Here is a 24,667-nt window from a genome sequence, read left to right as displayed (position 1 = left end):
CCCGAAGGGGTGTTCTTCTGTTCGTCAGTCATATCAACAGTTTGTAATCAACAATTATATTTATGAGTTTTATTTCAAGATGGTTGCCAGAAGGCTTGCAAGAGATACCAAAATGGATGTAGCACTGATCCATATGCTGGTGCTGCTGCCAATGTCCGAGTTCTTGGCTTTTGTCTTATTGGGCGTTACATAGATGATATCGTTCTGGCGCAGGTAGTAATAGGGAGATACAACCAGCTCTGCATTATTAAGATTCAAATTGATAATCTCACGCTTGCCTTTTGCATCTTCACGAATCAGTTTCACATTGTCACGGACGCCATAAACAGTCATATCTCCCGCCATGGCAAGAGCTTCAAGGATATTTACCTTTTCATTTCCTACGGTAAAAGTACCCGGACGGTTCACCTCTCCCAATACCGAAATTTTGTAATTTGCCATACGGACTGTAACGATAGGACTCTCTTTCAGATAGGGCTGCAATTGCTCACGGATCAAATCTTCCGCCTCGTTTTTCGTAAGGCCGCCTACCTTCAGACGACCGATAACGGGGAAATCTATCTCACCCTTGTTATTTACCAGGTATTGCTGGAGAGTGGGTTGTGTGGTAGTATTAATATTGGTCAGGGCTGCATTCAGAGGAGTCTGTACCGTCAGGTTAAAAGGAGCGGCAGCCTGAGGATCACTCGTGTTCACAGTTATACTCAGCAAATCTTTCGGCATAATCTTTGCATCATAAAGGGGAAGATCTTCCCTGTAACTGTTCACTACCTCGGGATTCTGCATGTAAGGTACATTTTTATAGGAGGTGCAGCCTGCCAACAAGGCGGATGCCACAACAAACAATAATAGTTTCTTTAAAGTCTTCATATCAGTTTTTTCATTTATTATTCAATCATCTGCCAAACAGGCGCGAGAAAAGACCTCTGCCGTGATTCTCCGAAACAGGAGATTCACCGGCATTACGTATCAAATCCGAAAAAGTGGTTCCGTCATGAATCATTCCATAAATAGTACCCCAATCGGGAAGGCCTCCCAAGTTGCGGTCATCTATAAAAAGATCGGCTTTGAGCTTGCGTGAGTAATGATTGTTACGCCCTTTCTCCTCCTCCGGATAGTCGCGGTTCACGGCATAAAATTCAAGACCGCGATCACGGCAAAAGGCAAGAGCTTCGTCAAGCAGACGCCCTTCACGCACTGTCCATAGAATCAACCTGTGATGTTCGTCACGCAATTTTTTCAATGTCTCAATGGCAAACGGCAACTCCCTGCCGATTGCCGGATACTTGTGCTCAACAATAGTACCGTCAAAGTCTACTGCTATGGTCATTGTATGTCAATATATAATTATATGTTAACTGAGTTTTTTTCCGCTATAGGTTCCAGCAATTCTCTAGCAATGGTAACTTTAGCACATCCAAGGATATCAATTTTTACAACCAGACTAGTAGAACCATCTATTTCACGACATATATTCCCTTCCAACCCTACCAGTTTGCCACCGTTTACACGGACACGATCGCCCAAATGCAGAGGGCATGACTCAATAGTGACGTGTTCTTCGGCATCATTGACCATACGCATCAAGCTGTACATCTGATGATCTGGAATAATAGCTACGGGACGGCAAGTATTTCGGGAAGAACCGGCTATGTTAACCATGAAACGTTTTATATAAGGAAGGCAGACTATTTCTTTCCGTCTTACTGAATCTGTGCAGCGAATGAACACAAGAGCAGGGAAAACAATACGGTCCACTTTTTTACGTTTACCATCATGACGAATACTCATCTCCTGTTGGATAGGGACATAAACTTCATAAGCTTTCTCACTATCAGTTTCGTTTTTCAAACGTTTTCGTAATCTATCCTGACAGGCTTTTTCACTTCTGTTATTTACAACAGCCACATACCAATGCTTTTTTTCCTGATCATTTCGGAATATGCCTACGGCGTCGTCGGTCTTTTGAACCGTCGTTCCCAAAATTTGTTGTGGCATGTCTTTGCCCTTGTTATTTACAATACTCATAGTGGAATAATCCGACTAAAAACAGACGCACTCTTATATAGAGAGCGTCCGATTTCTTAAATTTCTGATTTCCATTTATGTAGTAAGTTGTATGAATAAAATCAGCCCATAAGTTTATTATATATAGAGAGAGAAAAAACTTTTTTTATCAGTTTACAGTCTGTAAATGCTAGAAAATGAAAATAAATCTATACCTTTGCAGCCGATAGACGCTCTCTATATAAGAGTGCGTCCTAATTTCAAAATAATTCAAATATTCCCCTTCTTATAGATCTTTTAAAATATTTCTATTTGCATTATCTATCTGATTAGTCTGTATAGACGAAAGATAGATTTGTGTAGTAGTTTCTGAATCATGCCCCATCGCTTCGCTAATAATACCAATCGAGATGTTTTTCGTCTTAGCTATACTTGCCCAGGAATGGCGCGCCACATACATAGTAAGTGGTGTGGTCAATCCTGCCCGGGCTGCAATCTTCTTCAGCTTACGGTTCACCAGCAACATTTTATTCCGGTATTGTCTGCGCTCCGTGCCATCTTCTCGTTCTATAATAGGTAAAAGATATTGTGTTTCCGAATCTCCGTATCTGTCAATAATCTCCTGCATCTGTTTTTCCCACCGTATAATGAGTTTCTTACCTGTTTTACGACGGCTATAACTCACAAAGCCACTATTGAGATCTTTTTTACGCAAATAGGCAAGATCTATAAAAGACATTCCTCGCATATAGAAAGAAAAGAGAAAGATATCTCGTGCAAATTCCAATGATTTATGATCGGAAAGATCCAACTGCTTGATGTGTTTGATATCTGTCAGGGTGGCAGCTCTCTTTGAGGTCTTGTCCACACCAGTATATACATTCTCAAAAGGATCTGCAGGAAGGGCCAGTCCCTCACCCACTGCCTTGCGATACACACAACGCAAAATACGCATATAAAAAGAGGTGGTATTACGACTTAAATGGTGAGTGGAGCGCATCTCCGTTTCATAATGTTCCATCAAATCTGCATCCATCTCATCAAAACATAAGTCTATGCCGTCACGGAACTTCATGAAGCTGTTCAATGCGGACTGATATGTTTCGACTGTCCGTTCTTTTCCTTGCCCTCTAAGACGCTCTATCTGCTCCTGCATGTATTCAAAAACGAAAACGCCCTTACTCGGACGGTTCTTTAATTTTACTAATCTCATATTTGCCATTACCTAGGTTAATTAAATAAATCATCAAAGAAAAATATAATATCATGATTTATATTTTAATGAGGACTTAAATACTTGTAACGGCAAATAGATTCTTTAGAATTAAAGAGAAAGAACTCAGTGTGCTTATATCGACAAGTATATAACAATAAAAAATACAAAAGCGTGCAGCTCATTGAGCTGCACGCTTTTTGCTTATTGTTTGTTATCTGTTTCCTTATCGGAATCATTTGACTTCCTCAAAATCCGCATCTTGAATATCTTCTTTGTTATTAGAAGAAGAACCTTGATTAGCCTGTTGTCCTGCACCCGGACCAGCCTGAGCGCCACCTTGTGCACCACTCTGAGCATACATTTCAGCGCTGGCAGCCTGGAATGCTGTATTCAGTTCAGCCATGGCAGTATCAATAGCAGCCAAATCCTGTGCTTTATGAGCATCTTTCAGTTTCTGAAGAGCAGCTTCAATCGGAGCTTTCTTATCAGCCGGCAACTTGTCGCCTAATTCCTTCAACTGATTTTCAGTAGAGAAAATCATGGAGTCAGCTTGATTCAATTTGTCAATCTTTTCACGTTCCTTCTTGTCTGCTTCTGCATTAGCTTCAGCTTCGGCTTTCATCTTTTCGATTTCTTCCTTGCTCAAACCAGAGGAGGCTTCGATACGGATAGCTTGTTCCTTGCCGGTAGCTTTATCCTTGGCAGATACTTTCAAGATACCGTTGGCATCGATATCGAATGTCACCTCAATCTGAGGAACACCACGACGAGCCGGAGCAATACCAGTCAAATTGAACTGACCGATTGACTTGTTTTGTGCAGCCATCGGACGTTCACCTTGAAGTACGTGGATAGTCACTTCAGTCTGGTTATCGGCAGCTGTAGAGAAGGTCTCACTCTTGCGGGCCGGGATAGTAGTGTTTGCATCAATCAACTTAGTCATTACACCACCCAATGTTTCGATACCCATTGACAACGGAGTAACATCCAGCAATACCACACCTTTGATTTCATCTGTCAAAACAGCACCCTGAACGGCAGCACCTACAGCAACCACTTCGTCAGGATTAACACCCTTGGAAGGAGTCTTACCGAAGAATTTTTCTACCAATTCCTGAACAGCCGGAATACGTGAAGAACCACCAACAAGGATTACCTCATCGATATCAGAGTTGCTCAAGCCTGCATCGCTCATAGCCTTCTTGCAAGGTTCAAGACAAGCCTGAATCAAATTGTGAGCTAAAGCTTCAAATTTAGCACGTGTCAAAGTCTTAACCAAGTGCTTAGGCATACCGTCTACGGGCATGATGTATGGCAGGTTGATTTCTGTTGAAGTAGAAGAAGACAATTCAATCTTAGCTTTTTCAGCAGCTTCTTTCAGACGTTGCATAGCCATCGGATCTTTTGTCAAATCCGCACCTTCGTCATTCTTGAATTCCTGTACCAACCAGTCAATGATTACCTGGTCGAAGTCATCACCACCCAAGTGAGTATCACCGTTAGTAGAAAGTACTTCGAATACACCACCACCAAACTCAAGGATAGAGATATCGAATGTACCACCACCAAGGTCGAATACAGCAATCTTCATATCTTTGTGAGCCTTATCAAGACCATAAGCTAAAGCAGCAGCTGTCGGTTCGTTCACAATACGTTTCACTTCCAGACCTGCAATCTGACCAGCTTCTTTAGTAGCCTGACGTTGTGAGTCCGAGAAGTATGCCGGAACGGTGATAACGGCTTCTGTAACTTCTTGTCCCAGATAATCCTCAGCAGTTTTCTTCATCTTCTGCAGAATCATAGCTGAAATTTCCTGCGGAGTATAAAGACGTCCGTCAATATCTACACGCGGAGTATTATTGTCACCTTTCACTACTTTATAAGGAACACGAGCAGTTTCCTTCTGTACCTGATCCCAGGTTTCACCCATGAAACGCTTGATAGAGAAAATAGTACGTTGCGGATTAGTGATTGCCTGACGTTTTGCAGGATCACCTACTTTACGTTCGCCACCGTCAACAAATGCAACGATAGACGGAGTGGTACGTTTACCTTCGCTGTTTGCGATTACTACCGGTTCATTACCTTCAAATACTGAAACACATGAATTTGTGGTTCCTAAGTCAATACCAATAATCTTTCCCATAATTATATATCTTTATTTATTTGTTTTCAATTAAACTGATTTCTTGGCGAATGGTTCACGAAGGACTTCTTTTTTCTTTGGTGCACCAACCGCACGTCCTTCATAAAACAAACGGTATGCCAAAAATAAGAATGTGACAAAGGCTGACAAAATGACTGATTTATTTGCTATATGATACTTTTAAATGGATTCATATAAGGCAAGAATGTCAGAACTCCACCAAATAAAATACCTGTCAGCATCCTAGCATAATGCCATAAATGCAATCGGCCTGTTTTCTCGTTTATGAGAAAACAGGCCGACCCATATCAATTCGAATGTAGATGGATTATTGTTTCTTCAACACCAACAATTCATTTCCATTTTCACCTAACAAATATACTTTATCATCTTTCATGCTGAAACTTTTTGTTTCATTCAAAGCATTCAGCACGATAGTTTCAGTTTCCATATCAGGACACATCATCATGGTAGTAGCAACATTGTCAAATCTCAAAGAATTGGGTTTTCCATCTTCCTGCGTTAACGCACCATTTATGGTATTACAGCCCACATTACCGTAAATGCGGCTTTCATCCAAATTAAAACCGATAAAAGGGGTCACCTCAGCCGTACCTACAATCTTCTTTCCATTCACCAATTCAATAACCCATTCTCCTGAAAGATCAGACAGTGACACTTCCGGAGCCGCCTTCTTTTCCAAAGTCATCAACGGCTGACCATCTTGATTACATAGAGTTATCACGTCGGGCTTGTCAGAAACCGTCTGGAAAGAAGTCACTTTATCCAATGCACCCAATACCATCTGCTCAGTCTTCATATCAGGGCACATCATGCGGGTACTTCCTATCTGTCCAAACTTCAATGTACCTGGCTTCAGAGAGTCGGCTTCAAAACTTCCCATCATACGGTTACATCCGCTATTGCCATAAATACGTTTCTGAGCTACATCAAAACCAATGAAAGGCATTCTCTCTGTAGATATCTTCTGTCCATCCACCTCTGTAATATTCCATTCCCCATCCAGAGAAGAAACAGACAACATATTCTTTCCACTACCACAAGATACAATCAATGCTCCGGCACAAACAGCCATCATTTTCAATACTAGTTTTTTCATATTATTTTTTTGTTAAATCTGTTAGTTTAGTGTGCAAAACTAACCATTTTATTTTTCACTATAGCAATTATACACAAAAATTTTATACCTTTGTATCAATTTATATATACTAACACTTAAAGCAATGAAAAGGTTTTTAGCCATTTTAATTGGGGCAACAAGCTGTAGCCTATGCACTTATGCACAAAACGGATATATAGTCACGACTACTTCACAACAAACAAGTATTTCCGTAGAATCTTTGGAAAAACAGTTTATAAACGATCATTTCAAGTATTACAACCTGTGTGACTGGACACCAGGCATGAAATTCATGGTGATGCCGGAACGTAAAGACATCATTATTCCTCCTTTTAAATCGGCGGAAACCAACAAGGAGGTGGATACAGGAGAGTTAAAACATAAGATTTTTGAATATCTGGGTTCAGAAATTACCGAACGGGGCTTTGTACATTTTAACTTTGAATGTGAAGGGCAACAATATTATCACGAACTTAAAAACACCACTCTGGAACAATATTGCCTGAAGCCCAAAGCCGGTATTCCTACCCTTGCCTACCTGGGTGATGTGGACATAGCCAAAGAACTGCTGGAAGGACAAACCCTATATATGCGTACCAATAAAGTACGTATAGATGATCCCAACAGCATATCGGGCTATAAAGAGGTCCCGATTGGTATAAATGAAGAAGTAACAGTAACAGCTGTCGGAGTGGGCAGCCGCGCATACCCTGTAAAAATCGTATTCCAAGACAAGAAAGGAAACACCTACTATCAGCCGGTAGCTATATCAAAGACTAATTGTGGCATGGCAGACAGTGATTTTATTATGGAAAATAAAAATAAATATTTTCCAAATTCATTTAGCTTCAGTAATGCAAATACAAAAAAATCAAAGAATCTGATGAGTAAATATGGGAAAAAACCTGTCTATCTGAAAGCGGAAACGGAATGTCTAGATGAAACAGACACTCCGGTGAGACTTCCCCGATATACACAATTCACCATCAAAAATATAATCTCACAAAACAACTCTCCTTACGTCTTTTTAGAACTGGAAGACATAGATGGAAAGAATTATAAGATAAAAGCTGCATTCACCCATACGAGTGTAGTTGATGTGATTTTACAATCAGACAATTATTTTACGGATCTATTCGGCATAGGCAACTTACGAACCAAGTATCCGAATATCACAGAAGAAGTTTGGAACATGATAAGCCGCGGTAAGGTACGAAAAGGAATGACAACCGACGAATGTCGTCTGGCATTGGGTAATCCCATGCGCATTCATATAGTCACGGGGGGCTATGAAACATGGTCCTACGAAAGAAAAACCTTAGATTTCACCAATAAGAAACTAGACCGTATCCACTAATACCCAAAATATTTTGTTATCTTTGCCCTGTGAACGGTAATGTCTGCCGGGCATTTTATTTTAACAAGAATAAAAAACAGCAAATGGGTAAAGTATTAATTATCGGTGCAGGCGGTGTAGGTACTGTCGTAGCACACAAAGTGGCTCAGAATCCGGATGTATTCACTGACATCATGATCGCCAGCCGTACAAAATCAAAATGTGATGCAATCGTAAAAGCTATCGGCAATCCAGCTATTAAGACTGCACAGGTAGATGCGGACAATGTAGACGAACTGGTAGCCCTGTTTAATAGTTTCAAACCCGAAATCGTCATCAATGTAGCTCTGCCTTATCAAGATCTGACCATCATGGAAGCTTGTCTGAAAGCCGGGGTGAATTATCTGGATACAGCAAACTATGAACCAAAGGATGAAGCTCATTTCGAATACAGCTGGCAATGGGCTTATAAAAAACGTTTTGAAGACGCAGGACTGACAGCGATACTGGGTTGTGGGTTCGACCCGGGAGTAAGTGGCATTTATACAGCCTACGCAGCAAAACATCATTTTGACGAGATGCACTACTTGGATATTGTGGACTGTAATGCCGGCAACCATCACAAAGCGTTCGCTACCAATTTTAATCCTGAAATCAATATCCGCGAAATTACTCAGAACGGACGTTATTATGAAGAAGGCAAATGGGTGACCACCAAGCCATTGGAATACCACAAGGATCTGACTTATCCCAATATCGGTCCTCGTGATTCCTACTTGCTGTATCATGAAGAGCTGGAATCATTAGTTAAGAATTTCCCGACCATCAAACGTGCTCGCTTTTGGATGACTTTCGGTCAGGAATACCTGACTCATCTGCGTGTCATCCAGAATATCGGTATGGCCCGCATTGACGAAATAGATTATAACGGAGTGAAAATTGTTCCGTTACAATTCCTAAAAGCCGTACTCCCCAATCCACAGGATCTAGGAGAAAATTATGAAGGCGAAACTTCTATCGGATGCCGCATCCGAGGCGTAAAGGATGGCAAAGAACGTACTTACTATGTTTACAACAACTGTAGCCATCAAGAAGCTTACAAAGAAACTGGAATGCAGGGAGTAAGCTATACAACTGGAGTTCCAGCCATGATTGGAGCCATGATGTTCCTGCAAGGATTGTGGAAACGTCCGGGAGTATGGAATGTGGAAGAGTTTGATCCCGATCCATTTATGGAACAACTGAACAAACAAGGTTTGCCTTGGCATGAAGTATTCGATGGTGATCTAGAACTTTAAAATAGTGATTAATGGCCCATAATTCATACTTGGGCCACACTACCCATTAATCATTAACCACTAAAAAATGAACATAGGAGATAAAGCCCCGGAAATATTAGGCTTAAACGAAAAAGGAGAAGAAATTCGTTTAAGTAATTATAAAGGAAAAAAGATAGTACTCTATTTTTATCCTAAGGATATGACATCGGGTTGTACTGCCCAGGCATGTAATTTGCGTGATAATTATGCGGAACTGCGCGCCCATGGTTATGAAGTAATCGGTGTCAGTGTGAATGATGCCAAATCGCATCAGAAATTTATTGAAAAGAATGAGCTACCCTTTACTCTTATTGCCGATACCGACAAGAAGTTGGTAGAACAATTCGGAGTATGGGGAGAAAAAAGTATGTACGGACGTAAATATATGGGTACATTCCGTACAACTTTCATCATTAACGAAGAAGGCGTGATTGAACGTATCATCTCTCCCAAAGAGGTGAAAACAAAAGAGCACGCACAACAAATTTTATAAACCAACAGATTTATGGCAAAAAAAGATAACGAAGAAATTCCATTCTCAGCAAGTCCGAGTGCCGGAAATAGTGAAAAACTGAAAGCGCTGCAAGCTGCAATGGATAAGATAGAGAAAACTTTTGGTAAAGGCTCTATCATGAAAATGGGTGATGACAACGTACAGGAAGTGGAAGTGATTCCTACCGGGTCTATCGCCTTGAACGCCGCATTAGGGGTAGGCGGCTATCCCAAAGGTAGAATCATAGAAATTTATGGTCCCGAATCATCCGGTAAGACTACATTGGCTATCCATGCCATTGCTGAAGCTCAGAAGGCAGGCGGCATTGCCGCTTTCATTGATGCCGAGCATGCTTTCGATCGTTTCTATGCGGCCAAACTGGGAGTGGATGTAGATAACTTATGGATATCACAACCCGATAACGGTGAACAGGCACTTGAAATTGCTGAGCAATTGATACGCTCATCCGCCATTGATATCATTGTTATCGACTCTGTCGCGGCATTGACTCCGAAAGCTGAAATTGAAGGAGATATGGGTGATAACAAAGTAGGTTTACAGGCACGTTTGATGTCTCAGGCTTTGCGCAAGCTTACGTCAGCCATCAGCAAGACCAATACAACTTGTATTTTTATCAACCAGTTGCGTGAAAAAATCGGTATCATGTTTGGTAACCCTGAAACAACTACCGGTGGTAATGCTCTGAAATTCTACGCTTCCGTACGTTTGGATATCCGTCGCTCCACTCAACTGAAAGATGGTGAAGAAGTAATCGGCAACCAGACTAAAGTAAAAGTGGTGAAAAACAAAGTGGCACCTCCTTTCCGTAAAGCCGAATTCGATATCATGTTTGGTGAAGGGATCTCAAGAGCTGGTGAAATCATTGATTTAGGTGCTGATTTAGGCATTATCAAGAAAAGCGGTTCATGGTACAGCTACAACGAAACCAAACTGGGACAAGGACGTGACGCCTCCAAACAAGTGATTCAGGACAACCCCGAACTGGCGGAAGAACTGGAAGGTCTGATTTTCGCAGCACTGAAAGAACAAGAATAATTTGATTTTTACTATAAAAAAGGAAGCCATCTTAATGACTTCCTTTTATTATAACCTAGCTCCTATTCTATAATTACTTCTTCAAATCGAATCCCAACATCAAACCGTCATAAGATCCGGCTACACTATTAATGGTGGCAGCAGTAGAATTCACTTTAGAAACAGTACCTGTAATCGTTTTCAATACTGACATTAATTTATCCGCATTAAAGACCAGACTCATATCATTTCCGGTCACTGTGACATGAGCAACAGTTTTTACTCCCAATTTTCCCTTCATAGTAATGGTCTTTTCCTTATCATCGAACGTGTAAGTGCCACTCATTGTACGTTTTTTCAATGTGTATGAATAAGTTCCATCTTCATTAAAAGTATACTCACAGCCACTCATCCCTATTCTGTCATAGACAGTCTGCATCTTCTCCTCCACTTCTTTCGCAGCTACTTCTCCACCGGCTTTAGCCAGTAAATTTTCACTTTCGAACTGGCATTGCGGACCTACATATTTCCAAGTACCTATAATAGAAGATGAAGTTGTTGCTTTATCACCTACTACCGCTTTTGCTACGCCGGTCAATATAGATTTCAAATCTTGAGCATTGGCATTAACCAAAATGGCAAACATAGCCAAACACATACATAAACATTTCAACAAAGTTTTACTATTCATGTTTTATTGATTTTAATTGTTTGCAAAGATAAACAATAAACATTACAACCAAAGCAAATAATCGACCAATTGGCTTATTTTACCTTCTAATAAAAGAGACGTACCGAAAGTTTTCCAGTACGCCTCAAACAATCTTTACCAAGGTATAACAAATACTTATTCCAACTTTTCAAGTATAATTTAAAATCAACAGCTAATCGTTATATCAACGTTTCAGATTCGGATTCTTCTCAACTTCCTTCGGAGGATAATTATGATAAATGGAAGCCTCACCATTCCAAGGAACAGTTACAGACATATTCTCTTCCATTTTCAAATCTTCCTGAAGAGCATAGGTAAAAGTCGTCTTAGTTTCTTCGTCGTAGCTATAAGTCAATGTACCGGCAGGAACCAATACTTCATCCTGAGAACCACTACGGTAGTCATAACTTTCTTTGAGACGGTTCATGCGGAACTCATCAGAACGACGGGTTACCATAGCCAATACATAACCAGCCACTTCATAACCGTGTTCTTCATATGCTGCTTCTGCCAGTTGTTCAGCACTCATAGCATCCACAGCAGCTACAAATGATTCATCGGAACAAGCACGTGCACGTACCTGCTTTAGAGCAGATTTAGCCAAGCTGAGATCCTTTCCTGCGCGTGCCGCAGATTCGGCATACCAAAGAAGAACTTCTGAATAGCGGATTAGTTGATGTCGTTTGTTAATACACATACCTCCCCAAATAGGTTTGGTGTAATCGAAAGCAGCCGATGCAGGAAGTCCTGTCACAGGGTCTTTATTGACGGTAAACGCCACAAACATCGGGCGATAATCGGCAAATACTGCATTCGTACCATTATAGGGCTTTCCATCCGTAGTTGCCCACCAGTCAACCAACACTCCATTGTTTAATAGAATTTGTTTTGAATAAACAGCATCTTTACGAGGACCATCAGGAAAGTTTTTCCAATAACGCCGCTCTGCCAAAAAATCCCCCCAGCCACTCCAAAGTTTTCCTGATTGATGACAAGATGAAAGTTGTGAATCCCATTCCTGCCAACCGCCAAAATTAGAATTGTAATCTATTCCAAGGAGCGTCTCATTATGATGGTTTTTACCATAAGAGAAAACATCCTTCCATTCAGAAAGCAAAGAGTGGTCATAGGTACCCTTATTCACGCCATCCATTACTTCCTTAGCCTTGTCAGCCGCATTTGCATAATACTCGGTCTTATTCAAAGGGTAACCTGCCATCGCCATATAAACAGCTGCCAAAGTCGCCTTTACTGTCTGATCTGAAACGTAAATATTCTGTCCTTCAATGGAACGGTTAGCTTCCGTATATTTAGCCGGCAGGTTACAGGCTTCGGCAGCGTTCAAGTCTGACACGATTTGCTCATATACTTCTGCAACCGTCGATAGAGGTGTCAAATTGTTGTCTGGCAAATTATGAAGATTCATAGGCAACGGACCAAAAACACGCACCAAATTAAAATAAGCGAATGCACGCCAGTAGTAACCCTGACCAAGAGCAATATTGATTTCCTCTTGAGAAGTCATAGCCTTTCCAGCATTATCAATGATTAAATTTGCTGCCTTGATGATCGTATAAAAACGACTCCAAGTTCCTTCAAGACCTTTTGTGTCAGAAGGAGATTCAAAGGCATCTGCAGAAAGATAAGCACCCTTGTTTGATCCCGTAGTTGAGGTTACGTCATCTCCCTGGCATTGCACAATCATCGGATTAGAGTTACATTGGGATGCCTGTACTTTGGCATATAGGGCATAAACACTCATATCCAGTTCGTTTTGATTGGAAAAGAAATTTTCAGGGGTTAATTTTCCTTTCGGGTTTTCAGTCAGAAAATCACTGCAAGAAGGCATTGCCAACATAGATGCTGCAATAAAGCAGCCTAATACTATTTTATTTTTCATAATTGTCAATCATTTAGAAGTTCATACGTACACCAAAAGTAAAAGTTCTAGGAGTAGGATAAGTACCCGTATCAATACCATTTGCACGATCACCATAGTCACTTGAAAAAGAGTAACCAGCAGGATTGGATCCCTTGTAACTGGAAATAGTGAAGAGATTTTGAATACTGAAACTGAGCCGCAGGTCGGCTATTTTGGTCATGCTTTTCGGAAAATCGTAAGCTAAAGTCACATTCTCGCAACGGAAATAATCTGCATTCTCCACCCATTTGGTCGAATTGCCCAGATATTGATTGTTTTCAACACGGGGATCGGGCATCGTCTTACCTATTTCCTTCAAAAAATCCGCATCAGTAAACATTCGTGAATTACCAATCATAGAGTTCATGGCAAAACGGAGGGCGTTCAAACGTTTGGCACCGAAAGATGAATTGAAAAATGCATTCAAGCTCCAGTTTTTATAACGCAGCGAATTGTTCCATCCCAGTGTAAAGTCGGGACTTGCTTTACCGAGCACAACACGATCATCTGTAGACGGATTACGTGTTATTTCATCATTGGCAGTATAAAAAGTGTCATATCCTTCATTGTCTATTCCTGCCCAACGATAACCAAAGAAAGTACCGATCGCTTCACCTTCCTTAATAATAGTACAATCAGTGATAATGGACTGGAAAGAACCACCATAAATAATGGGTTCCTGAGCAGTCAGTTTTGTTACCTTATTTTTCAAGTAAGTACCATTAAGTGTGGTTGACCAACTCCAATCCTTGCTTTGAACGATATTTGCAGTAAGAGCAATATCAAAACCTTGGTTGGAAACCTCACCGGCATTAATCAAATAAGAAGTTCCACCCAAATAATCAGCCAACTTGGTTGAAAGAAGTGCATCAGATGTCTTTTTATTGAAATAATCCACACTCAAGTCAATACGATTATTAAAAAGACCCAAGTCGAAACCCACATCAAACTGCTTTGTCTTTTCCCATTTTATATCAGGAGTTGCAAGCGTATTGGCCCAATAACCGGTTACTCCTGAAGAATTACCGAAATAAGTGGTAGTCGTATTAAGGATTGCAAGAGTTGAATAAGGATCAATATCCTGATTACCTATAACACCATAACTGGCACGTATCTTCAAATTACTGATAAGGTCACGGGTACTTTCCATAAACGATTCATTGGAAGCAGTCCATGCAACAGCTACAGAAGGGAAATACCCCCACTTATCATTGGTGAAACGGCTGGAACCATCGGCTCGAAACGTACCAGTCAGCATATAGCGATTATCGTAATTATAGATAACACGTCCTACCCCTGAAAGCAATGCCCAATCCGAATAGCCGTTGGTTGCATCACGTGTGACAGCATTCTTCACATCCCACCAGCCTACTGATTCAGCTTGAAGTGAAGAACCGGAAATCCCCATATTACGAATCGTACTTTTTGTTGCTTCCCAAACCCCTGTTACGGTCAAATAATGTTTGTCATTCCAGGTATGATTATAGGTGATGTTATTTGAGGACTGAAGCAACATCCGCTGTAAATTACTGTTACCCATGCTATTCTTTCCTGCACCGTTTACAGATTGTGGTGTGAAGCTATAGGAAGTATTATTATAATAATCAACCCCATTGCTGCTTGTAAAAGTCAAGCCTTTGATAATATTGAATTTAAGATCAATATGTCCGCTGAACACATCGCGACGGCGCTCACTTTCGCTGGCTGCGATTATACCATAAGCATTAGCCTGAATCGTACCATAAGGGTCCCAATTATAGTAACCATTTTTATCTGTCATAGTCATGGTCGGAGAGGAATTAAAGGCTATCCACAAGGGATTATAACCTGACATCTCCAATCCCCCAATACCCTTACCAACACCATGAGATGCGTTTAAATCGACAGTAACATCCAGCCATTTAGCCATAGAGATCTTAATGTTGGCTTTAGCCGAATAACGTTCATAACTATTTTTGTCAATGACACCTTCATCACCCATATAGTTAGCGGAAACATACGTTTGAGTTCCTTCAGAGCCTTTTGAAAAGACAAGCTTGTAGTTTTGAGTCACACCTGTACGGAACATCTGATCCGTCCAATCAATACCGGGATTACTGCCATCCAAATAATCAGAAACCTCACTCGCACTAATACCCGCATAATCAACAAGTGCTTGGGCATAAGTTTTGGTATCCATCATCTTGGGAAGATTGGTAGCCTGAGAGATTCCTACCGAGGCGTCAAAAGTGATGTTAGTCTGCCCTTTCACACCACTCTTGGTTGTAATGATAACAACACCGTTGGCGCCACGTGAACCATAGATAGCAGTGGAGGAAGCGTCCTTCAGAATTTGCATACTTTGAATATCTTCCGGATTTATACCTTCAAGACCCGACTCACGAACCATACCATCTACGACATAAAGGGGATCATTACTTTTATTAATGGAATTGGTACCACGAATGCGAATCTTTACCGAACCACCCGGAACACCATCACTGACCACATTCACACCTGCAACACGCCCTTGAAGCGCATCACTTACTTGAGTAATGGGCTGGTCCTTAAAATTCCTGCTATCCAAAACGGAAACCGAACCTGCCAAGTCAGCCTTACGTACTGTACCATAACCCACCACAACCACTTCATCCAAAGTCTCAGTATCTTCCTGTAGGGTTATAGTCAAATTCTTTTGCCCTTTTACCAATATATTTTGAGCAATATATCCGATATAAGAGATCTTCAACGTAGCATTGGGCTTCACATTCAATGTAAACTTACCTTCAAAATCGGAGATAACCCCATTTACGGTTCCTGCCTCTACAATGTTTACACCGACTAATGGTTCTCCACTCGCATCAATAACTGTACCAGTTACACTAATTGTCTGTTGCTGTACTATTACTACGTTGTCACTCATATTTCCGGCAATTGCATACCCGGCATTACCCGACATCAATATACCCATACTCATTGGTACAGCTTTCAAAATTGGATTGTACCACGCAGACTCGAACAGCCTACCTAACGGCAATAATTTTTTCCTCATAAAATTCTTAAATCATTTAAGGTTAAACTAAGTTTGATGATTTGCAGCAAAATTAACTATATCCCCCCTCAAGAGGGGTCCGTGTGCGTATAAAACAAATCAACTATCGTCTAAATTTTAAAAAGTAATACGATAAAAATCAAAAATCATATAAATTAGTTCCTTATTTATCTAAAAAAAAGATTTGTGAAGCTTTTCTCTATCAGGAAAAAAGTTTAATTTTGTTCTAAAATCATAAAGAGATGTACCGAATTCTACTTATACTATATATTATATGGGGAGGGGTGTCAATTGCAAGTGGACAAGACTTTAATTACTCTTTCACCCAACTTTCCACTAATCAAGGATTATCACAAGCTTCTGTTACCTCCGTTACAATGGATCAGAAAGGAAGACTATGGATAGGTACTCAGAGCGGCTTGAACTATTATTTCCAGCAGCAACTAAAAACCTTCATTCACCATGAAAGTGATTCCCTATCCTTACCTAACAATTACATCAATCACATAGTAGAAGATTCATTAGGTACCATCTGGGTGGCCACCTCCAAAGAGATGGTTTTATATAACAGCGATAATCATAATTTCACGCCTACTGGATACAATTGTATTTATTCTTCCCTCTGCATTGAAGGAGGTATATTGTTTGGAAGTGAGAATATCATTTTCCGCTATAATTATAAAAGCCGGACCATGGACAGCATCTATATTTGCCAGAAGAAGAATTTGGATATATCCGAATACCGGATACAAAAAATGGTTCAGTTGAAAAAAAATAAAATACTGATAGGGACCAAAGAACAAGGTATCTATCTCTATGATTGTTGCACGCAACAGCTCACCCGTTTCACATCAGATATCCATCATCTACTGATTTCGCTCTATGTGGTATCAGACAAGTATGTATATGCCTCTTTTTACGGCAATGGGATTTATTGCTACAACCAAGATGGCAAGATAGTAAAGTCTTATACATCAAAGACTTCTTCTTTAAACAATAACTATGTGCTAGACATCATCGAACATAAAGGACAATTATGGATTGCTACAGACGGAGGAGGTATCAATATACTTGACATGAACTCCGACCAAATCAAAGTAATGTGTCATGTGGCTGGAGACAACTTCTCTTTGCCTGTCAATTCTATTGTCTTATTATACGAGGACAGAAACGGGAACTTATGGGCAGGTAGTGTCCGAGGGGGTATCTTTAACATTAAGAAAACCTATATAAGAACTTATAAAGATGTAGCCCTGAACAACTCCAACGGTTTAAGCGATAAGTCTATCATTTCCTTATATGAAGATGACGATGACAAATTATGGATTGGTACAGATGGAGGAGGTATTAATCTATATGATCCACACACCGATCAGTTTACCCATTTTCCTTCGACCTACGGAGACAAAGTGGCCTCTATCGCCAAAATATCTGAAAAGGAGTTGATGGTATCTCTTTATACAAAGGGTATATTTATTTTCAATAAAATAACCGGCACTTACCGCCCCTTTACCATTGTTGATGAAGGTACAAATTACAAAGAATGCTTCTATGGCTATCTTCCATTGGCCCATCAAGTAGCCAATGATAAAATTTACATTATCAGTTACCGTCCATGGGTATACCATCCATTAAGTGGAAAATTCTCTTTAATGCCCACCAACAATCTGAAAAATACGGATGCATTGCGTCTCGTCTATTCCAATGAGCATTTCTCATTATTAAAACGTGTCAATCAAATATTTTATGTACCTCAAGAAAACGACAGTATCAGCCTTTTATGTGAAATAGACCCAGAGGAGACAATTACAGCTCTTGCCTATCAGGATAGTACTATTTGGATAGGTACGGACCGAGGTCTGGGATGTTATGATATGATACACAAAAAATTCCACCATATACATACCAACTATTTTGAAAAAATATCTTTCCTCATTGGCGACAAAAAAGGAAGATTATGGATTTGTGCACACAACAAACTATTTTCTTATCTGATTAAAGAAAAGAAATTCACATTGTGGAACAGTTCTGACGGATTTCTGCCTAACGACATACTAGCTGCACACTATACACTATCCAATCCCAATTTTGTTTATTTGGGAGGTGCGGAAGGGCTAGTGAAAATCAATACCAATATTCCTCAGTCTGAAACGCAAATACCTCAGATAAGTCTGGCAGATATTAAATTTAACGGATGTTCTTATCTGAAACAAATGAAGAATCAGACACTTCATATTCCATGGAACTACAATTCATTGACCATTCATATATGTGTAAAAAATGAAGATATCTTCCAAAAGAACTTGCTCAGATATACCATATCAGGCAGAGGAAAACAAACGGTCGAAAGTTTCGACTCCGAACTCTCTTTATCTTCCCTGTCACCAGGTAAATATAAAATCTGGGTATCAAGCAGCACCAAAGATGGTGAATACACTACTCCTGTACCCATAATCAACATTGTCATCACTCCACCCTGGTATAAAAGTAGTTGGTTTTTCTCGATATGTACTCTTTTATTTATTCTTTTTACCATTAAAATAGCTCTTTGGGTATTTCATAAGAAAAAGAAGGAAATGAGAGATGAAATGGGCGATTTTGTCCAAACCGTCCTCTATAATGTACTGGGAAATAAAGAAGAAAATACAAAAGAGAAAGACTTGGAAGAAATAACAGATGCTTCATATCCTCAATCAATGGAAGCAACTCCACTCAGCAGTGCTGACGCAGATTTCATAAAAAAACTGGATCAAATTATCAATGAGAATCTATCAAGTGAAAAACTATCTATCAAGTACCTGACAGATACCATGGCCATGAGCCGTGCATCTTTATATAATAAAGTAAAGCAAATTACCGGATTAGGGGTCAATGAATATATCAACAGACTACGCATAGAACGCTCTGTATACCTTTTAGCAAATACCAATCTGAGCATTAGCGAGATTTCCTATGAAGTAGGTTTTTCTTATCCGCGCTATTTCAGTACTTCATTTAAACAGATGAAAGGGGTTACACCTTCACAATTCAAGGAGAAAAACAAAAATAGCGGACACATATAAACTGTTAGAGCAAATAAGGCCTGCCATTTATTATTTTGAACGAAATAAAGAACTGACATTCAGATTCTTTACTTCGTTCAACGGGTCATAAAATGACACCAATATTAACAAGCCTTGAAACTCATATCCAGCCCCTTCACGGAGTGAGTCAGCGCACCGAAAGAAATGAAATCCACTCCTGCCTGCGCATAAGGCAACATGGTATCGTAAGTAATACCTCCGGAAGATTCGGTTTCGCAACGTCCACCTACTATTTCTACAGCTTTACGAGTATCTTCGGGTGTAAAGTTATCGAACATGATACGATCCACACCTTCTGCCAATGCCTGATTCAATTCATCAAAGTTGCGTACTTCCAATTCAATTTTCAGATCCTTACCTTTCGCCTTGCAATACTCTTTTGCGCGAGATACTGCATTGTGTATGCCGCCTGCAAAGTCTACATGATTGTCTTTCAGCAGAATCATATCAAACAAACCGATACGGTGATTACATCCTCCTCCTATCTTTACAGCCATCTTCTCCATGATACGCATACCCGGAGTTGTCTTACGGGTATCAAGTACACGAGTTTTCGTACCTTCCAGTTTCTTCACATATTTATTGGTCATAGTAGCAATGCCACTCATGCGTTGCATGATATTCAGCATCAAGCGTTCTGTCTGAAGAAGTGACTGAACTTTACCTTCCACCACCATAGCCACATCACCCGGTTTCACGTGAGTTCCATCTTGAATGAACACCTCCACCTTCATTGTGGGATCAAAACGGCGAAATACTTCTTTAGCCACTTCAATGCCTGCCAAAATACCTTCTTCCTTAATCAACAACTTTGATTTTCCCATTGCATCTGCGGGAATACATGACAAGGTAGTATGATCCCCATCACCTATATCTTCAGCAAAAGACAGGTCTATCAGTCTGTCTATTAAGTCTTTTACTACTAATTCGTCCATAATGTTATCGTTTTTTTATGAATTGATAGGCAAAGGTAGAGATTTTCCGTATTTTTGCAAAGTAAACCAGAAAAGAACGTATGAAATTTACATTATTAGTAGTAGGACGCACTGTCGAAAAACATTATATCACCGCTATCAATGATTATGTGGAACGTACCAGGCACTTCATTTCTTTCGATATGGAAGTCATCCCCGAACTCAAGAACACCAAAAACCTGAGTATGGAGCAACAAAAAGAGAAGGAAGGAGAACTAATTCTGAAAGCTTTGTTGCCGGGCGATGTAGTGGTTTTATTGGATGAACATGGAAAAGAATTCCGTTCCGTAGAATTTGCCAACTGGATAGAACGCAAAATGCACACTGTAAACAAACGGTTAGTATTCATCATTGGGGGACCATACGGATTTGCACCCAAAATATATGATGCAGCCCAAGAAAAGATCTCATTATCCAAGATGACCTTCTCACATCAAATGATACGCCTTATTTTCGTAGAACAGCTATACCGGGCGATGACTATATTGAATAACGGTCCTTATCATCATGAATAGAAATATATAGCGGTTAGTGATTAACACCTGCGGCATAATAGCGCAGTCCATTCATCACTAACCACTAATTCTCTCCCTATTTTCCAATTTCAAAGTCCACACACACTGGTAAATGGTCGCTATAGCCACCATGATATTTCTTTCCCCAGTAGGTACGTGATGGGATATCACCACCATATTTTTCATCCTCTTCCAATAGGAACGGATATTTTAAAATCTGTGCCTTATCATATGAAGTGCGCATACTATCATGCCCTTGTAACAAAAAACCGGAAACAATCAGCTGATCAAGTACGCCCCACTCACCTCGATAACGATAGGTTCCCTCCTTACGCCCGTCCATCAGATTATACAGTTTCTTAGCCTGTACTTCACCTTTCGGAGCCACGGCACCCAATACTTTAGCTATCGAATTATTAGTGGGATAATCATTAAAATCACCCATTATCATCACATTGGGATGCTGGCGAAGGTTTATGATGGAATCTGCCGCTATGTTCAATATCTGTGCAGTGAAAAGACGATAAGGCTCACTTTTTTCCTCACCACCGGCACGAGACGGCATATGGCACACAAACACGTCCAAAGTATCACCTGATGCTACCTGCCCCATCACATGAAGGATATCACGTGTAGGGCGGCGTTCCATCTCCTTATAAGGAACAGAAAGGCTGTTTTTGCCCAGCAACTTAAAACTTCCTCGCTGATAAAGCAACGCCACATCAATACCACGCTCATCAGGAGAATCAGTTATGACATAACGATAACCTGCCTCGCGTAATGGCGAGTTTTCTGTCAGATCTTTCAAGCAATGATCATTTTCCACTTCACAAAGCCCCACCAAATCGGGAACATTTTCCTCACCGGTGGCAATAATAACCTTAGCTATCTTAGCCAATTTATCATGATAGCGCGCTTGTGTCCATCCTTTCGGAGCATCTGGCAAAAATTCATAATCATTTTTCAACGTGTCGTGCTGACAATCGAACAAATTCTCTACATTATAGAACATTACTCGAAACGGTTCCTGTGCATACGTCACCCCTACCAGGTAGCACAAACAAAGAAATAAAATTGTTTTCTTCATATAAATTATTTTGTCGGTATATTAACCAATACATCCAGCAAATGACGCCAGAATTTATCTACAGTAGGTATCAGCATACGCTCATCAGGTGAATGAACACCACGCAGAGTAGGTCCAAAAGAAACCATATCCAGTGACGGATATTTCTCAAGGAACAAACCACACTCCAATCCGGCATGAATTGCCTTTACTTTAGGTTCCACACCAAAAAGTTTTTTATAGCTATCTACCGCAACTTTCAAAACTGGAGAATCCGTATTCGGTTTCCACCCTGGATAGCCTTCACCAGTTGTTACTTCAGCACCTCCCAAAAGAAAAGCAGAACGGATCATCTCGGACATATCCTTGCGTGATGAAAGAATGGAGCTGCGCTGGCTAGTCACTATTTTAATCTTGTTTCCCTCTACCTGTTTGATGGAAGCAAGATTAGACGAAGTTTCTACTAATCCCGGAATATCCTGACTCATGGCATACACTCCATTGTGCACAGCGTAAACAGCTCTCAGAAGGTGTCCGGCAGTAGTCATATCTATCGCTTCCTTACAAGGGGATTCAGAAGAGAGTTCGGTTCTCAAGTTCGGTTCTGTCGCAGCATATTCATTCTCCAGTTCTGCGGTATAGATATTCAAATCTACACGAACCGATTCCTTATCCTTCATAGGTACCGCACATAATGCCTGTGCCTCACGAGGTATGGCATTATGCAGGTTTCCGCCATCAATCTCACATAAATATAAAATATATTTAGAAGCCAACTGGGTCAGAAAACGATTCAGCAGCTTATTGGCATTCGCTCTACCTTTATTAATATCATCACCGGAGTGCCCACCAGTCAATCCCTTGACCGCCACACGGAAATAGAAATAATCCTGTGGGGCAGAAACAGGCTGATAAGTAAATTCCGCTGTAGTATTTGCCCCACCGGCACAGCCGATAAATAATTCTCCTTCATCTTCCGAGTCCAAATTAATCAGAATATCACCAGTCATAAACCCTGGCTTCAATGCAAAAGCACCTGTCAATCCAGTTTCTTCATCCACCGTGAAAAGACACTCCAGCGGACCATGCTCTATATCAGTAGCAGCCAATATAGCTAATTCTGTCGCCACACCGATACCATTATCCGCCCCCAATGTAGTACCTTTGGCTTTCAACCATTCACCGTCCACCACTGTTTCAATAGGATCAATTAGAAAATCATGCTCCACATCACTGTTTTTTTCACAAACCATATCTATATGAGACTGCAAAATCACAGTTTTCAAATTCTCCTTACCCGGAGTGGCAGGCTTTTTAATTAATACATTGCCTACTTCGTCTGTCTTGGTTTCCAAACCATGTTCTCTACCGAAGGCTTTCAAATAAGCAATTATTTTCTCCTCTCTTTTAGAGGGACGGGGTACCTTACATATCTCTTCAAAATAATAAAAGACAGATGCAGGCTTTAAATTCTTTTCATTCATAATCATGTCGTTTAGGCAAATTCAGTTTCCAAATTTGCAAAAAATAGTTAAATAATTCTCTTAAATAGGACACTTCCTCTTTTTTAATGAAAAAAGAGAAAGCTAAATCATTGCAAAATTCTATATTTGCTATGCAAATTTAGTCCGCAGACACGAAATGCTTCAATAAATTTGGCATTTCCCTTGCCTTACACTAACTTTGCACCACAAAAATAATAGAAATGCTTGATACTATCCTTATAACTGTGTTAATAGTTGCTATCTGTATAGCATTATTGTCTATCGGAATCTTTCTAAAAGGAAAGTTTCCAAACACGCATGTAAGCGGTAATAAGGCACTCCGTAAAAAAGGAATAGGCTGTGTGCAATCACAAGATCGTGAAGCACGCAAACCTAATAAAAATGCCATAGCCGAAATTGAAAAGCAAAGCAAAACGGATAATAATTAATAAACAATACGTGAAAAAGATTATGAAAAGAACAAATTTCATCCTGAATGGATTTCTAGCGCTAGCCATCGTGTTAGTGTTCGCACAATGTAGCGACAAAAACAACAACGCTGCAACTTCTTCCGCTGCTCCGGCTGCCGGCGTTGCAGGTTCCTCAAACATGAAAATAGCTTATGTGGAAATCGATTCACTGTTGACTAAGTACAATTTCTGGAATGACTTAAATGAAGTGATGATACAGAAAGAAGAAAATATCCGCACTACTTTAAATGAAAAAGCAAAGAAGCTGGATGCTGATGCTAAAGAATTCCAACGCAAACTGGAAAATAATGGCTTTGCTACACGTGAACGTGCTGAACAAGAACAGATGAGACTGATGAAACAACAACAAGAACTGCAGGCACTCCAACAGAAACTAAGCGACGAGCTAGCTTCTGAAAACCAAAAGAACAGTTTGCAGTTACGTGATTCTATCAATTCATTCTTGAAAATTTATAATCAGAACAAAGGATATGATCTGATTATCAGCAATACAGGATTTGACAACTTGCTATACGCTAATCCGGCATACAACATCACACAAGAAATCATTGACGGACTGAATGCACGTTATACTCCCTCTTCTGTAAAAAAATAATAGTTCATCAACCTTATATATGCAAGAAGGTGTGTCAAAATGCGCACCTTCTTTTTTTATGCACAAAGCCCCGACTTTCACAAGCAGGGGCTTTGTTATTAC

The 24,667-nt window shown here is 40.2% G+C and carries 20 protein-coding genes; 8 read left to right on the top strand and 12 right to left on the bottom strand.

The genetic code is table 11. From position 1 onward, the window contains the following. Nucleotides 1–69: 69 nt before the first annotated feature. The 6 genes from AB5062_RS20290 to AB5062_RS20265 form a co-directional block, all read right to left on the bottom strand. Nucleotides 70–870 carry a polysaccharide biosynthesis/export family protein gene (locus tag AB5062_RS20290; RefSeq protein WP_005840559.1) on the bottom strand — a complete coding sequence of 267 codons (801 nt, stop codon included), beginning with the start codon at nucleotides 868–870 and terminating at the stop codon, nucleotides 70–72. Nucleotides 871–895: 25 nt separating this feature from the next. Continuing rightward, nucleotides 896–1,330 (bottom strand): BT0820 family HAD-type phosphatase, encoded by a 435-nt coding sequence (locus AB5062_RS20285; protein WP_005840562.1) that lies wholly within the window; start codon nucleotides 1,328–1,330, stop codon nucleotides 896–898. 17 nt (nucleotides 1,331–1,347) lie between these two features. Next, a complete protein-coding gene (locus AB5062_RS20280; RefSeq protein ID WP_005840564.1) occupies nucleotides 1,348–1,998 on the bottom strand; it encodes a UpxY family transcription antiterminator in 651 nt (216 codons plus the stop codon). A 295-nt stretch (nucleotides 1,999–2,293) separates the two neighbouring features. Beyond that, complete coding sequence (locus AB5062_RS20275) at nucleotides 2,294–3,229, bottom strand: site-specific integrase (protein WP_005842489.1); 936 nt, start codon at nucleotides 3,227–3,229, stop codon at nucleotides 2,294–2,296. 226 nt (nucleotides 3,230–3,455) lie between these two features. Then, a complete protein-coding gene (gene dnaK / locus AB5062_RS20270) occupies nucleotides 3,456–5,369 on the bottom strand; it encodes a molecular chaperone DnaK (protein ID WP_032952501.1) in 1,914 nt (637 codons plus the stop codon). A gap of 328 nt (nucleotides 5,370–5,697) precedes the next feature. Next, nucleotides 5,698–6,489, bottom strand: coding sequence for an META domain-containing protein (locus AB5062_RS20265; protein ID WP_032952502.1), 792 nt, complete (start codon nucleotides 6,487–6,489; stop codon nucleotides 5,698–5,700). 124 nt (nucleotides 6,490–6,613) lie between these two features. Between AB5062_RS20265 and AB5062_RS20260 the strand changes: the two genes are divergently transcribed. The 4 genes from AB5062_RS20260 (at nucleotide 6,614) to recA (ending at nucleotide 10,714) form a co-directional block, all read left to right on the top strand. Continuing rightward, a complete protein-coding gene (locus AB5062_RS20260) occupies nucleotides 6,614–7,867 on the top strand; it encodes a hypothetical protein (RefSeq protein ID WP_008671130.1) in 1,254 nt (417 codons plus the stop codon). A gap of 83 nt (nucleotides 7,868–7,950) precedes the next feature. After that, nucleotides 7,951–9,144 carry a saccharopine dehydrogenase family protein gene (locus tag AB5062_RS20255; protein WP_005846376.1) on the top strand — a complete coding sequence of 398 codons (1,194 nt, stop codon included), beginning with the start codon at nucleotides 7,951–7,953 and terminating at the stop codon, nucleotides 9,142–9,144. Nucleotides 9,145–9,211: 67 nt separating this feature from the next. After that, nucleotides 9,212–9,658 carry a thioredoxin-dependent thiol peroxidase gene (gene bcp, locus AB5062_RS20250; RefSeq protein ID WP_005846375.1) on the top strand — a complete coding sequence of 149 codons (447 nt, stop codon included), beginning with the start codon at nucleotides 9,212–9,214 and terminating at the stop codon, nucleotides 9,656–9,658. A 12-nt stretch (nucleotides 9,659–9,670) separates the two neighbouring features. Continuing rightward, nucleotides 9,671–10,714: a recombinase RecA gene (recA, locus tag AB5062_RS20245; protein ID WP_005846374.1), complete on the top strand. Its 1,044-nt coding sequence runs from the start codon at nucleotides 9,671–9,673 to the stop codon at nucleotides 10,712–10,714. A gap of 73 nt (nucleotides 10,715–10,787) precedes the next feature. On the opposite strand, the gene AB5062_RS20240 is transcribed toward recA, so the two are convergent. From AB5062_RS20240 to AB5062_RS20230, 3 genes are all read right to left on the bottom strand, one after another. Further along, the gene (locus AB5062_RS20240) at nucleotides 10,788–11,384 is read right to left on the bottom strand and encodes a DUF4923 family protein (RefSeq protein ID WP_005848491.1); all 597 of its coding nucleotides are present in this window, start codon (nucleotides 11,382–11,384) and stop codon (nucleotides 10,788–10,790) included. Nucleotides 11,385–11,589: 205 nt separating this feature from the next. Then, nucleotides 11,590–13,305, bottom strand: a complete 1,716-nt coding sequence (locus AB5062_RS20235; RefSeq protein ID WP_008671127.1) for a RagB/SusD family nutrient uptake outer membrane protein — start codon at nucleotides 13,303–13,305, stop codon at nucleotides 11,590–11,592. Between the two features lie 13 nt (nucleotides 13,306–13,318). Beyond that, nucleotides 13,319–16,357, bottom strand: a complete 3,039-nt coding sequence (locus AB5062_RS20230; protein ID WP_032952503.1) for a TonB-dependent receptor — start codon at nucleotides 16,355–16,357, stop codon at nucleotides 13,319–13,321. 242 nt (nucleotides 16,358–16,599) lie between these two features. Between AB5062_RS20230 and AB5062_RS20225 the strand changes: the two genes are divergently transcribed. Beyond that, nucleotides 16,600–19,419, top strand: coding sequence for a two-component regulator propeller domain-containing protein (locus AB5062_RS20225; RefSeq protein ID WP_005846304.1), 2,820 nt, complete (start codon nucleotides 16,600–16,602; stop codon nucleotides 19,417–19,419). Between the two features lie 104 nt (nucleotides 19,420–19,523). Here the strand turns inward: AB5062_RS20225 and nadC are convergent, their stop codons facing one another. Further along, nucleotides 19,524–20,375 carry a carboxylating nicotinate-nucleotide diphosphorylase gene (nadC, locus tag AB5062_RS20220; protein ID WP_008671123.1) on the bottom strand — a complete coding sequence of 284 codons (852 nt, stop codon included), beginning with the start codon at nucleotides 20,373–20,375 and terminating at the stop codon, nucleotides 19,524–19,526. A gap of 80 nt (nucleotides 20,376–20,455) precedes the next feature. Between nadC and rlmH the strand changes: the two genes are divergently transcribed. Beyond that, nucleotides 20,456–20,929, top strand: coding sequence for a 23S rRNA (pseudouridine(1915)-N(3))-methyltransferase RlmH (rlmH, locus tag AB5062_RS20215; RefSeq protein WP_005846300.1), 474 nt, complete (start codon nucleotides 20,456–20,458; stop codon nucleotides 20,927–20,929). A 76-nt stretch (nucleotides 20,930–21,005) separates the two neighbouring features. Here rlmH and AB5062_RS20210 read toward each other — a convergent pair whose 3' ends face one another. Beyond that, nucleotides 21,006–22,016 carry an endonuclease gene (locus tag AB5062_RS20210; protein WP_032952504.1) on the bottom strand — a complete coding sequence of 337 codons (1,011 nt, stop codon included), beginning with the start codon at nucleotides 22,014–22,016 and terminating at the stop codon, nucleotides 21,006–21,008. A gap of 5 nt (nucleotides 22,017–22,021) precedes the next feature. Beyond that, entirely contained in the window at nucleotides 22,022–23,479 is a 1,458-nt protein-coding gene (locus AB5062_RS20205) for an aminoacyl-histidine dipeptidase (RefSeq protein ID WP_005848504.1), read from the bottom strand. A gap of 221 nt (nucleotides 23,480–23,700) precedes the next feature. Here AB5062_RS20205 and AB5062_RS20200 point away from each other — a divergent pair, with 221 nt between their 5' ends. After that, complete coding sequence (locus AB5062_RS20200) at nucleotides 23,701–23,928, top strand: hypothetical protein (RefSeq protein WP_005846293.1); 228 nt, start codon at nucleotides 23,701–23,703, stop codon at nucleotides 23,926–23,928. A gap of 22 nt (nucleotides 23,929–23,950) precedes the next feature. After that, entirely contained in the window at nucleotides 23,951–24,565 is a 615-nt protein-coding gene (locus AB5062_RS20195) for an OmpH family outer membrane protein (RefSeq protein ID WP_005848506.1), read from the top strand. Nucleotides 24,566–24,667: the final 102 nt, after the last annotated feature.

Origin of the sequence: Phocaeicola sp. RTP21359st1_B8_RTP21360_211022, from assembly GCF_040911965.1 — a bacterium.
Taxonomy (GTDB): domain Bacteria; phylum Bacteroidota; class Bacteroidia; order Bacteroidales; family Bacteroidaceae; genus Phocaeicola; species Phocaeicola vulgatus.
The sequence above is the reverse complement of the archived record's forward strand: the minus strand, read 5'-3'. Positions and strand labels throughout refer to the sequence as shown.